General features: G+C 53.4%; 10 protein-coding genes. 3 read left to right on the top strand and 7 right to left on the bottom strand.

Annotated features, from left to right (window positions below; all coding sequences use genetic code 11):
• Nucleotides 1-169: 169 nt before the first annotated feature.
• The 6 genes from CMR03_RS16485 to pepD all read right to left on the bottom strand — a co-directional run bounded on the left by CMR03_RS16485 (nucleotide 170) and on the right by pepD (nucleotide 7824).
• A complete protein-coding gene (locus CMR03_RS16485) occupies nucleotides 170-1237 on the bottom strand; it encodes a sugar ABC transporter substrate-binding protein (RefSeq protein WP_063878551.1) in 1068 nt (355 codons plus the stop codon).
• A gap of 28 nt (nucleotides 1238-1265) precedes the next feature.
• Nucleotides 1266-2378, bottom strand: coding sequence for an ABC transporter permease (locus CMR03_RS16480; RefSeq protein ID WP_244181394.1), 1113 nt, complete (start codon nucleotides 2376-2378; stop codon nucleotides 1266-1268).
• On the bottom strand, nucleotides 2267-3772 hold the full coding sequence (locus tag CMR03_RS16475; protein WP_096012065.1) for a sugar ABC transporter ATP-binding protein: 1506 nt from the start codon (nucleotides 3770-3772) through the stop codon (nucleotides 2267-2269). The genes CMR03_RS16480 and CMR03_RS16475 overlap by 112 nt, the downstream gene beginning before the upstream one ends.
• A 327-nt stretch (nucleotides 3773-4099) precedes the next feature.
• Nucleotides 4100-5071: a threonine ammonia-lyase gene (locus CMR03_RS16470; protein ID WP_096012055.1), complete on the bottom strand. Its 972-nt coding sequence runs from the start codon at nucleotides 5069-5071 to the stop codon at nucleotides 4100-4102.
• Between the two features lie 29 nt (nucleotides 5072-5100).
• Nucleotides 5101-6093, bottom strand: a complete 993-nt coding sequence (locus tag CMR03_RS16465; protein WP_096012054.1) for an ornithine cyclodeaminase family protein — start codon at nucleotides 6091-6093, stop codon at nucleotides 5101-5103.
• 273 nt (nucleotides 6094-6366) lie between these two features.
• Nucleotides 6367-7824 (bottom strand): beta-Ala-His dipeptidase, encoded by a 1458-nt coding sequence (pepD, locus tag CMR03_RS16460; protein WP_096012053.1) that lies wholly within the window; start codon nucleotides 7822-7824, stop codon nucleotides 6367-6369.
• Nucleotides 7825-8076: 252 nt separating this feature from the next.
• On the opposite strand from pepD, the gene gpt reads away from it, so the two are divergent.
• The 3 genes from gpt (at nucleotide 8077) to crl (ending at nucleotide 10425) form a co-directional block, all read left to right on the top strand.
• Nucleotides 8077-8535: a xanthine phosphoribosyltransferase gene (gene gpt, locus CMR03_RS16455; protein ID WP_063878556.1), complete on the top strand. Its 459-nt coding sequence runs from the start codon at nucleotides 8077-8079 to the stop codon at nucleotides 8533-8535.
• 115 nt (nucleotides 8536-8650) lie between these two features.
• Nucleotides 8651-9904 carry an esterase FrsA gene (gene frsA / locus CMR03_RS16450; RefSeq protein ID WP_096012052.1) on the top strand — a complete coding sequence of 418 codons (1254 nt, stop codon included), beginning with the start codon at nucleotides 8651-8653 and terminating at the stop codon, nucleotides 9902-9904.
• Between the two features lie 119 nt (nucleotides 9905-10023).
• Nucleotides 10024-10425, top strand: a complete 402-nt coding sequence (gene crl, locus CMR03_RS16445; protein ID WP_063878558.1) for a sigma factor-binding protein Crl — start codon at nucleotides 10024-10026, stop codon at nucleotides 10423-10425.
• Between the two features lie 233 nt (nucleotides 10426-10658).
• Here crl and ompC read toward each other — a convergent pair whose 3' ends face one another.
• Entirely contained in the window at nucleotides 10659-11777 is a 1119-nt protein-coding gene (gene ompC / locus CMR03_RS16440; RefSeq protein ID WP_096012051.1) for a porin OmpC, read from the bottom strand.
• Between the last annotated feature and the right edge of the window lie 148 nt (nucleotides 11778-11925).

Genomic DNA, 11925 nt, shown 5'->3' with positions numbered 1-11925 from the left:
GGGGCCGCGGCGACTGGCGGCCCCTTGTCGGTCGCCCGCACGGGGCGGACTGAAACTGCCCGCCGCCTGGCGAGCGAAACCTTCTCAGAGTTACATGACTGGATGCCGCTCAGGCCACCAACCAAAGCCACGTTCATGCCATGAACGCCACCCGCCCAGGCGCCAGCCCTTACTTCTTATATTTTGCTTCCAGCGTCGCAAACCACGGCTGGACGAAATCCTCATTACTGCCCCAGCCTGGAATGATTTTGTTCAACGACGCCACGTTCACCGCACCAGGATGGCTGTTAAGCGCCTGCTGAGAAATCGAAGCGGCTTTAAATTCATAGGTAGCTGGCGTGGTTTCACCGGCAATCTTGTTTGCCACCAGGCGCATATTGACGGCCCCAATGGTTTTAGGATCGACCGCGACAGTCTGTACCCACGGGCTGCCTTTCTGACGCATCAACTGCAAGTCCTGATTCGAGACATCGATGCTGTACAGTTTGATCTCTGTACGGCCATTTTCCTGCAGCGCTTTGTAAGCGCCCTGGCTGAACGCGTCCCATGCACCCCAGATGGCGTCAATCTTGCCTTTAGGGTATTTCGCCAGGATAGCGCCAACTTTATTGGCGGTGTCGCCCTGGACATCCGTTGATACCGCGCCAATCGACTCAAGTTGATGAATGCCAGGGTTCTCTTTCAGCAATTTCTCATAAACAACCTGACGACGTTCCATCGGCGGGAAACCGGCAACCCATAATTTAACAATGTTGGCTTTGCCGTTGAAATCCTTGATTAACTGCCCCAGCGACAACTGGGCCAGAGATGCATCATCCTGCGCGGTGACCGTGACACCCGGAATCGGGTTGTCCACTGGCGTATCAAATACCGATACCTTAATGCCGGCGTCCGCAATGCGTTTTACCAGCGCACTGGCGTAAGGCGCTTTGCCGTGGGACAGCACAATACCGTCGTATTTCTGGCTGATCGCCTGATTCACGAAATCCTGAAAGCGCGCATCGTCGCCATTGCTGAGAAACGTACTGACTTTAAAGCCTAACTGGCGGCCTTGCTGAATGGCCCCCGCAACAAACTGTGTGGTGTTGTCGTCTGAGCCAAGGTTACGGATGACGGCAATGCGTATCGGGCCTTCATGGTTAGCGATAGCGGCAGGAACCGGCGTGACGGTGTCGGCAAACGCTGCACTGGCGTTTAACAGGCTGAATGCCAGCAGCGAGAGTGTTATCTTTTTCATTATTCTTAACTCCAGTTGGGGATGCGCCTTAGCGGCGCTGTACGTAAGTGATAGCCAGTGCTAATGCCAGCACCAGCCCTTTGATAATGTCCATGGCGTAATAGGGGACCGACAGCATCACCAGACCATTTTGCAGCACGCCAAGAATGACGGCACCCACCAACGTACCCAGGGCATTCGGCTTACCGGAACCGGCCAGAGAAAGGCCGATCCAGGCTGCCGCGACCGCATCCATCAGATAACCGCCACCCGCGTTAACCTGTGACGATCCGATGCGTGATGCCAGCAGAATACCGCCCAGCCCGGCTAACAATGACGCGATGACGTAGGCCAGCACGCGATAACGTGTCGTGCGAATACCGGAAAGCCTGGCGGCCTCGGGATTACCGCCCAGCGCGTACATGCGGCGACCGTGCTTTGTCAGGGATAATGCGAGCTGTGCCACGACCGTGACGACCAGCATGATAATAACGATTGTCGGCACCTGCCCCAGCAGGTTAAACGTTGCCGGAATTGTGCCTTCAGCCATATCACCGCTTGGCAGCACCATATTTTCCGTAATGGAGCCACCAAAACTGTAGGTCATTGCCACGCCCTGAATCACAAACAGGGTGGCCAGTGTCGCCAGCATGTCGGGAATCCGCAGCACCACGATCAGAAATGCATTGAACAGCCCGACCAATGTACAAAGCACCAGCGTGATGGCAATGGCCGCCGTGGTATCAAAGCCATACCAGACGAATAGCGAAATCACCAGGGCGTTGGCCAGCGAGGCGGTAGAACCAACGGACAGATCGAAGCCGCCGACGGTCAGCGAAACGGATACGCCCACCGCAATGACGGTTACGATGGCGATGGAGCGTAAAATATTGATGATGTTGTTCGGCTCCAGAAAACTGTCGGAAGCCAAACCAAAAGCGGCGATCAATATCACCACCGTTAGCAGCATGCCCCACTTATACAGGAAATCGAACAGCTGATGGCGCAGCGAGGAAGACGCTGGCTTCAGGGATAAGTCTTTACTACTGCTCACGCAGGGGTTCCTCCGGTGGAATAGAGCAAAAGTGTCTCTTCTGTGGCTTGCCGTCCCTCTAACTCCGCCACAATGCGTCCATCCCAGAGCACACAAATACGGTCGCATAAGCCGACCAGTTCAGAAAATTCGCCAGAGGCGTAAATAATGCCTTTGCCTTCATGGGCAAGGTTGCTGATCAGCGTGAACAGCTCTGTTTTCGCTTTTACGTCCACGCCCTTGGTCGGTTCATCAAAAATCAGTACATCGGCGTTATTGCGCAACCATTTGCCAATCGCCACTTTCTGCTGATTGCCACCAGAGAGCCGACGCAGTTGCTGCGCCGGGCCCGTGGTACGCACGCTGAGGCGGCGAATCACCGCTTCTGCCCAGCGCCAGGCCTGACGATGGCCAAACAGGCTCCAGCGGGAAAAGCTGTCGTCTGCGCTGATGCTGAGGTTCATCGCCACTGACTCATCAATAAAAATGCCTTCTTTACGGCGTTCTTCAGGCACCAGCGCCATGCGCTGTTGCACCGAGTCGTGTGGCGATCGAGGCTTCCAGCGTTTACCGTGCAGCTCACCGCGTGAAACGCGGCTCTTACTGGCACCAAACAGCGCCTTGCACAGTTCGGTTTTCCCCGCGCCCGCCAGACCGGCAATGCCCAGAATCTCGCCTTTATGCAAACGCAGTGAAATATCCTGCAGCAGGTGTTCATCATGCAAACCATCCACCGCCATGATCACGGGCTGCGGCTGAGGTGGACGCCGCGGTGGATAGATATCGGTTAACGGATGCCCCAGCATTTTTTCAACAATCTGCTCACCGCTCAGCGCCGCCATCGGGCCGCTTTCAATCAGTCGTCCATCGCGCAGCACCGTCAGGCGGTCGCAAATGGCCTTCAGCTCGTGGATACGGTGAGAAATAAACACGACACCTATGCCGCTGGTTTGCAGACGACGGACGACAGCGAACAGGCGTTCGCTCTCGTGCTGGTCGAGCGGCGCAGTGGGTTCGTCAAGAATCAGAAAGCGGCAGCGATGGGAGAGGGCTCTGGCCAGCAGAATTTGCTGCTTTTCCGCCAGCGAGCAGCGCTCTACCGGGCGTTTAACATCTATCGATGCATCCAGCTGGGCCAGCAGTTGACGAGCCCGGCGGCGAATATCGCTCCAGCGGAAACCGTGACCTGGCTCTGCTAACTGATCCAACAGAATGTTTTCCGCTACGCTGAGCTGTGGCACTAATGCCACATCCACCTCCTGCTGAACAAGGTGAATACCCAACTGTTTGGCATCCCGCGGGCTGCGAATCGAAACCGGTTTACCGTCCAGCAGAATCTCACCGCTGTAGTGACTATGGGCACCTGACAGCACTGCCATCAGCGTGGATTTACCGGCCCCATTGGCCCCGGTCAGCGCATGAATCGAGTGACCTTCACTCAGAAAATCCACCGATGTTAACGCGGCAAATCCGCCAAAATCGATGGAGATGTTACGCATCTCAAGGCGATTTAAAGCATGCATTGCAGGGATCTCCATTAAAGTCACTGACCACATTTTTTCCTGAAGCATCAGGCACGGCAACAGCCGAAAGCGCATAAGTTAGCACAGAAACTTATTAGCCATCCAGACATCTGGACATAATGGCGGCTAAAGCTGGTTAAGCGCAGTAAGTTGGTGATTTAGCGGTAGGAAGCGGCATTCCCCCAGCGGATTATGCTGCGAATGACTAACCGAAAATTGTAAAGTCAGTCATGCGCTTTCACGATTCAAGGGAGATTGATTGAATGTGGCAGGCAGGGTAAGGCTTCAGATAAGGTCTTAACCTGCAGAACAGGGTGACAGAACCGGTTATTTCAGTGCGTAGACCTCGGCTAAGTCGGCCAGATCCCAGTTTCCGCCCGTCAGCAGGACGCAGACTTTCTCGTCGGTTTTCAGACTCACCGAACCCGCCAGTAGTACACCGAGACCAATTGAGGCCGCCGGTTCCGCAATTAATTTTGCATCTCTGGCAAGAACGCGCATGCCCTGAATAATGTGTTCTTCATCCACCAGAATAATCTCGTCTACATACTTCTCAATAATCGGGTAGGGATTGCGTCCCGGTACGCTAATTCTTAAGCCGTCAGCGATGGTGTTTTGCAGCGGCAGGGAAGTAGGCTGTTTATTGATCCGGCTTTGATAATATTTAGGCGTCAGGGCAGGCTCAGCGCCAATGACTCTGACCGCCGGACGGGTTTCTTTCAGCGCCGTGGCGACACCAGAAAGCAGACCGCCGCCGCCCAGCGGTATAATGACGGTATCCACATCCGGTAAATCATCTAATATTTCGCAACCGATCGTGCCCTGTCCGGCCATGACCATCGGATCTTCAAAGCCATGCACCACCGCATAGTTATTGGCTTCGGCAATTTCATACACTTCTTTCCAGCGCGAGGCGTTGTCACCATCAAACAAAATAATTTCTGCTCCCAGCGCGCGGGTATTCTCGATTTTGATTTTTGGCGTGGTGACCGGCAAGACCAGGACAACTTTTACACCCAGCATTCTGGCTGCGTACGACAGCCCCTGAGCATGATTGCCTGACGAACTGGAAATAATACCGTTGGCAAAAGCCTCAACGGGCAGAGAGAGCACTTTATTTAGCGCACCGCGAATTTTAAACGCACCGGTAATTTGCAGCGTCTCCGGCTTGAGATAAAGCTGACAGCCCACCTGCTTTTCGATTTTATCGGCGCGCAACAACGGTGTGTGACGAATATGCGCAGCGATACGCTGTTGCGCTTCATGAATATCTTGCAGGGTCGGATACTGACGCGTCATCACGGTTACCTTTATCTGAAGGAAAAACGTTATTCAAAAAATGCAAAATACGTACCGACACCTTTTTCGAGGGCATTGCGGTAAATTCTGCCGGCAGTCGTGTTGTCCTGAATGGAAAGGCCGGTGGAGTCAAAAAAGGTAATTTCTTCCTCGCTTTCTCTGCCCGGCTTCTTCCCCAGTAATATCTCACCGATTTCAGCATGAATGTCGTTTTCACGGATGATATTTCTGTTCAGCCCGTGCCAGGTTTCACCCTTTTGCGTGCACTGAGACAGGGAGTCCACGACCACTTTTACCCGGCTGAAAATGTGAGGATCAAATTCCTGTTTACCCTGCTGGTCGGTGCCAATGGCGATGATATGTGTACCAGGCTTAATCCAGCTGGCTTCGATCAGCGGCCCTTTGCCCCGGGTCGTTGTAATCAAAATATCGGCTTGCGCTACCGCCGCCTGGCAGGAATCCGCCACAGTGACCGGGATACCAAACTCGCTTTCAATATCATTTTTAAAGGCCAGCCGGGATGCTGGCGTGCGGCTCCAGGCATGGATCTCTTCAATTTGCATAACCCTGGCGATGGCTCTTACCTGCATCCTGGCCTGATTACCTGTGCCAATCATCGTCAATTTTTTGGCGCTTGTGCGTGCCAGTGCCTTCACGGAAACGGCACCCGATGCGCCGGTGCGCAGACCGGTAATCAGGCTACCATCCATCACGCAGCACAGCGCACAGGTCCGGGCATCAAACAATATTACCGTTCCCATGCCGCTCGGCAGGCCATATTCCACAGGGTTCTGTGGAAAGGGGCCAGAGGAGGCTTTCATCGAAATCAGTTCGTTGCTTTTGTAATAACTGGTTTTAAAGTCTATTTCCCCACGCGGCGCGGGAAGGTGCAAACCGATATAGGCCGGCTGTTCCACCAGATTGCTGTTGAAGGCTTTATAGGCTTCTTCCACCGCATCAATCACGTCGTCGGTGCTGATGAGCTGACTGACTTCCTGTTTGGTGAGCAATAACGTCTTCATGCACCCTCTAATCACGTTGTGAAGAACGGCTCTCCGGTACACAGATGACCTGATGCCGTTGTCAGAGAAAGGTTGGCTTTGGGAGATTATTGCACCGGCTGCACGACAGAAAATGTCAATCTGCGGGTCGGAACAACGCTTTTTACTGTTTTGGCGGGCGGTGGCGAAAGCTAATGCTTAGTGGCTGGCGATGAAAGGACGTCAGGCCGAAATAGCCGATAAAAAAAGGGTTTATGTTGAACATAAACCCTCAGAGAGATTAACGCGCCTGAATTACTTTTCAGGTATCACGTTCAGCAGCGTTGTCAGCAGTTTCCAGTAAAGCCCCACGCTCTCGATATGCACCTGCTCATCAGGTGAGTGAGGGCCGGTAATCGTTGGTCCAATCGAAACCATATCCATGTCAGGATAAGGCTTTTTGAACAGGCCGCATTCCAGACCTGCGTGAATCACCTGGATGTTAGGCGTCTTATTAAACAGCGCGACATAGGTTTCACGGGTCAGCGCCATAATCGGCGAGTCCGCGTCTGGCTGCCAGCCGGGATAGCCACCTTTTGGCTTCGTTTGTGCGCCTGCCAACTGACCGAGTGAGGTCAGCATCTGCACGACGTAATCACGCCCGGTATCGATCAGTGAGCGAATCAGGCAGTTAATTTCTGCTTTATCTGCCTGCATCGTGACCACACCCACATTCAGCGAGGTTTCGACCACGCCTTTGGCGACGTCTGAGTTACGGATAACACCGTTTGGCGTGCTGTTCAGCAGATTCAGGAAGCGGTCACGGCTCTCTGTGGTTAGCGCGTCACCCTGATGGGCAACCGGCTCGCTGACAAAGGCAATGTTCTTCTCTTTTACGCCGTGTTCATTTTGCAACGCAGCCAGGAAGCCGGCGGCGGCCGATTTCAGGCTGTCTACTTTGCTGCTGTCGACAGACACAGTGGCAAAGGCTTCACGTGGGATTGCATTACGCAACGTACCACCGGTGAATTCAACCAGACGAAGATCCAGCTCTGCCGCATGGGCCGCCAGGAAACGCGCCAGCAATTTGTTCGCATTGCCCAGGCCCATGTGGATATCCGCGCCGGAGTGACCGCCACGCAGGCCTTTCAGGGTCAGCTTCAGGCTTTCGTGGGAAGCCGGCACCGCCTCACGCGTCAGCGGAAGCGTGGTGACGAAGTCGATACCACCTGCGCAACCCATATAGATCTCACCTTCTTCTTCCGAATCGGTGTTGATCAAAATGTCCGCCTGCAGCCAACCTGGCTGTAAGCCAAACGCGCCATCCATGCCGGTTTCTTCGGTCATGGTTAACAACACTTCCAGCGGGCCGTGGGTCAGGCTGCTGTCCGCCAGAACGGCCAGCGCAGATGCCATACCAATACCGTTGTCGGCACCCAGCGTCGTACCGCGCGCTTTGACCCACTCGCCATCAACATAAGGCTGAATAGGATCTTTGGTGAAGTCGTGTACGGTGTCGTTGTTTTTCTGCGGCACCATATCAAGGTGGGCCTGCAACACAACCGGCGTGCGTTTTTCCATGCCAGGCGTGGCCGGTTTACGGATCAGAATATTGCCAACCTGATCGCGCTCACACCAGAAACCTTGTTCTTTGGCCCAGCCAACGATATAGCTTGCCAGCGCTTCTTCATGGAAAGAGGGATGCGGAATAGAGCAAATCTTAGCGAAAATATCCCACAGTGGCTGTGGAGAGAGTTGGGACAATTCAGACACGACAAGTCTCCTGTGTCAGTGCGCCGGCCGGGCCGGACATTGCGAAGTTCCAGTAAAAGATCGCCGTCAGAGAACTGACGAGATAGGGCGAGAATATCACTGTTTCTGACTCGGTGTGTTATTCAACGCGCTAAAAAACCGCAACCAGAAGCCAGGTGCTGGTTTTTAGCGCGTCATGTCCTTATAATCTCGCGCAACCTTTTCCCCGTTGCACATTTTTTAAGCCACACTGACTGGCTGGGATACCTATTTATGAGCGAAAAATACGTTGTTACCTGGGACATGCTGCAGATTCATGCCCGCAAACTGGCTCAACGCTTGCTTCCTGTTGAACAGTGGAAAGGCATTATTGCAGTCAGTCGCGGCGGTCTTGTACCGGCTTCGCTGCTGGCACGTGAACTGGGTATTCGCTATGTCGATACCGTGTGTATTTCCAGCTATGACCACGATCACCAGCGTGAAATGAAAGTCCTGAAACGCGCTGAAGGCGACGGTGAAGGCTTTATCGTTATTGACGACCTGGTTGATACCGGCGGCACCGCACAAGCCATCCGCGAAATGTACCCAAAAGCCCGTTTCTGCACCATCTTTGCCAAGCCTGCTGGCCGCGAGCTGGTGGACGATTATGTTGTTGATATTCCGCAGAACACCTGGATTGAGCAGCCGTGGGACATGGGCGTGGTTTACATTCCACCGATTGTGAAAAGCTGATTGATGTAACACAAACAACGCCCGGTTTTCCGGGCGTTGTGCTTTCTACGCCTCGCGACTTGTTTTGCGGTACAGTACACTTACTTACCGCTGTTAATGCTGTCAGAGAGGTAACATGCCTGGCAAAAACCTGAGCGTTGAGCTGTTCAAGCCTCGTTTTAAACACCCCGAAACCTCATCTCTGGTACGACTGCGTCGTCACGCCACGCATGAGGTGCACTCCGCCCTGGATGGCGATAGCCAGCGTGGCTGGTATCGCATGCTTAATAAGTTGATGTGGGCCTGGCGTGGTTTGCCATCGCAGGAGGTCAGCGAGGTGCTGGCTCGTATCGCAATCAGCGACGCTGAGCACACCCATCCGGCGCTGCTGGATACGGTCATTGGTTACCGTAATGGCAACTGGAACTTCGAGTGGAGCAGGCAGGCGGGCTTCTGGCAGCAGCGGGCGCTTGAGGCGAACGAAAGTGAGCACGATCGGGCCGGCCATGACTGGCTTCATGCGTCGCACCTCTATAGCGTGGCGGCGTATCCTTATATCAAAGGCGATGAACTGGCTGATCAGGCACAAACGCTCGCCAGCCGCGCTTATGACGAGGCAACCCGCCGGCTACCCGGAGAACTCAAAACGCTGACCTTCCCCATTGAAGGCGGTAGCCCGGTCAATGGTTTTCTGCACATGCCGCCTGCTGTGGAGGCACCTTATCCCACGGTGATGTTTTGTGGTGCGCTGGATTCGCTGCAAACCGATCATTATCGTCTGTTCCATGACTATCTGGCACCGCGTGGTATCGCCATGTTGACGCTTGATATGCCTTCCGTCGGGAATTCAATGAAGTGGAAGCTCAGCCAGGACACCAGCTTTCTGCATCAGCAGGTACTGCGCGATCTGGCGTCCGTGCCGTGGATCGATCATACGCGCGTTGCCGCGCTGGGCTTCCGCTTTGGCGCGAATGTCGCGGTTCGTCTGGCCTATCTGGAAGCACCGCGGCTGCGGGCGGTGGCCTGTCTGGGGCCGATTGTGCATAGTCTGCTGACGCAGGCCACGCTGCAGAACAAGGTGCCGGATATGTACATGGACATGCTTGCGAGCCGACTTGGCATGACTGGCACAACGGACAGCGCATTACGGGCTGAGTTGCTCAGCTACTCGCTGAAAAACCAGGGGCTTCTGGGACGAAGAACGTCAACGCCGATGCTGTCTGCACACTGGCCGAACGATCTCTTCAGCCCCGAGGAAGAGAGCAAATTAATCGCTAACTCCTCGTCGCAAGGTAAAGCCTTGTTAATTCCCGTAAAACCGGTCATCGCCAGTTTTGATAAAGGGCTTAATGAAATCTGCGATTGGCTGGCCCAGCGTTTGAAAAGATAGCTGGCAAAATTTACAGTGTTTGCTACAACTACTAGCTGGAATCATTCGGATCGTCAAAAGAGAGTGCAGCACGGCTGCTACGGTTCGGAATATCAAGCCTGTCCTTATGGAGAATTAGCATGACGTTACCGAGTGGTCATCCCCGCAGTCGCCTGCTTAAACGCTTCACGGAACTGGGACCTTACATACGCGATGGAAAGTGTAGTGAAACCCGTTTTTTCTTCGACTGCCTGGCTGCCTGCGTGAATGTAAAGCCTGCGCCCGAGTTGCGTGAATTTTGGGGCTGGTGGATGGAGTTGGAAGCGCAAGCCGATCACTTTACCTACGTTTATCACATCGGCCTGTTTGATAAAGAAGGTGACTGGTCAGTTGCCACGATCAAAGGCAAAGATAACAATGCCCGCGTGGAAGAAACCTTACGTAATTTCCACGGCCGTTTAAAAACGATGCTGAAAGAGTTTGAACTGGATCTGGTGCCAGCCAGTGACTTTGATGAAAAACCGATAAAACTCAGCGCCTGACATCAGGCCCCTGCGGGGGCCTTTTTTTATGGGCCGGGCGGGAACGTTTGCCTACGCATCAACGTGCCGGAAAGCGGACAGAGCGGTGGGACGGAACACAAAAGGAAAGGGCGAGTTTTGCAACTCGCCCTTTTAACAGACACATTCACATTGAGGGTAAAGCACTAAGTCTGTCCATCACGCGGGCCGTCATTCCCTCGACCGTCCCTCTCGTCAGGCAAGACTCAGATTCATCAGAACTGGTAAGTCAGGCCGACTGCAACGATGTCATCGTTGTTAAGTGCCAGCTTGTTGTCTTTATCCAGTTGGTTAATTTTGTAATCAACAAACGTCGACATGTTTTTGTTGAAGTAGTAGGTCGCGCCCACGTCGATGTATTTAACCAGGTCTTCGTTGCCAATACCGTTTTCGATATCTTTGCCCTTGGTCTGAACGTAACCAATGGATGGACGCAGACCGAAGTCAAACTGGTACTGAGCAACCAGTTCCAGGTTTTCTGCTTTGTTGGCGAAGCCGCTTACAGAGCTTGTAGAATTGCTGAAACTGCCTGGAACAGAAATTGGCGTCATGTTGCGGGTTTCTGTATAGATTGCCGCCAGATAAATGCTGTTGGCGTCATATTTTAGGCCGGTGCCCCATGACGTGGCTTTATCACCGCGGCCATAGATTCCTGCTGCTTGGGAGTTGGTGCGGTCAGAAGAGGTGATGGCACCTAATACGCTTACACCCGTGTCAGCAATGGCATAACCCAGTGATGCACCGTAGCCATCACCATTCTGACGTAATACGTCGGTACGGCTGTTAGCAGAAGTAGAATCATTTTTGCCCTGATACTGAAGAGCAAACTTCAGACCGTCTACCAGACCAAAGAAGTTGTTGTTACGGTAGGTTGCTACGCCAGTGGCGCGCTGTGTCATAAAGTTGTCAGTACGTGCTGTGCCATCGCCGCCAAATTCCGGGAAGACGTCAGTCAGTGACTCAACGTCATACAGCACCCCATAGTTGCGGCCGTAGTCGAATGAACCGTACTGAGAGAACTTCAGACCGGCAAAGCCCAGACGGGTCTTGTTGCCGCTGTTCGCATCGGAGCCTTCTGAGTTGTTGGCGTTGTACTGATATTCCCACTGGCCGTAACCGGTCATCATATCGTTAATCTGCGTCTGTCCTTTAAAGCCAATACGCACGTAAGATTTATCGCCATTAGCACCGGCATTATCGCTGAAGTAATGCTCGGCTTTAACCTTGCCGTAGAAATCCAGCTTGTTACCGTCTTTGTTATAAACTTCAGCGGCCTGAGCAGCAGAGGTCAGGGCCAGAGCAGATACCACGATTGCCAGTGTACTTTTCTTCATTTGCTATCAATCCCAATGAGTAAAATTTTTTTGTCCTCAACGTCTTCTTGTTACAGGCATGGCTGCCTTTATTCTCCGGATGCTCAGTCAACAGGCCGGGGGGCATTCAGTTGCCGCCTTGTTACAACAAGAAAACTTTTGAGGCATT

The sequence above is a fragment of the Pantoea allii genome (assembly GCF_002307475.1).
GTDB lineage: Bacteria > Pseudomonadota > Gammaproteobacteria > Enterobacterales > Enterobacteriaceae > Pantoea > Pantoea allii.
The sequence above is the reverse complement of the archived record's forward strand: the minus strand, read 5'-3'. Positions and strand labels throughout refer to the sequence as shown.

Coding starts and splice junctions, on each gene's coding strand:
- CMR03_RS16485 (WP_063878551.1), bottom strand. CDS start 1,237: ATGAAAAAGATAACACTCTCGCTGCTGGCATTCAGCCTGTTAAACGCC.
- CMR03_RS16480 (WP_244181394.1), bottom strand. CDS start 2,378: ATGCGACCGTATTTGTGTGCTCTGGGATGGACGCATTGTGGCGGAGTT.
- CMR03_RS16475 (WP_096012065.1), bottom strand. CDS start 3,772: ATGCATGCTTTAAATCGCCTTGAGATGCGTAACATCTCCATCGATTTT.
- CMR03_RS16470 (WP_096012055.1), bottom strand. CDS start 5,071: ATGACGCGTCAGTATCCGACCCTGCAAGATATTCATGAAGCGCAACAG.
- CMR03_RS16465 (WP_096012054.1), bottom strand. CDS start 6,093: ATGAAGACGTTATTGCTCACCAAACAGGAAGTCAGTCAGCTCATCAGC.
- gpt (WP_063878556.1), top strand. CDS start 8,077: ATGAGCGAAAAATACGTTGTTACCTGGGACATGCTGCAGATTCATGCC.
- frsA (WP_096012052.1), top strand. CDS start 8,651: ATGCCTGGCAAAAACCTGAGCGTTGAGCTGTTCAAGCCTCGTTTTAAA.
- crl (WP_063878558.1), top strand. CDS start 10,024: ATGACGTTACCGAGTGGTCATCCCCGCAGTCGCCTGCTTAAACGCTTC.
- ompC (WP_096012051.1), bottom strand. CDS start 11,777: ATGAAGAAAAGTACACTGGCAATCGTGGTATCTGCTCTGGCCCTGACC.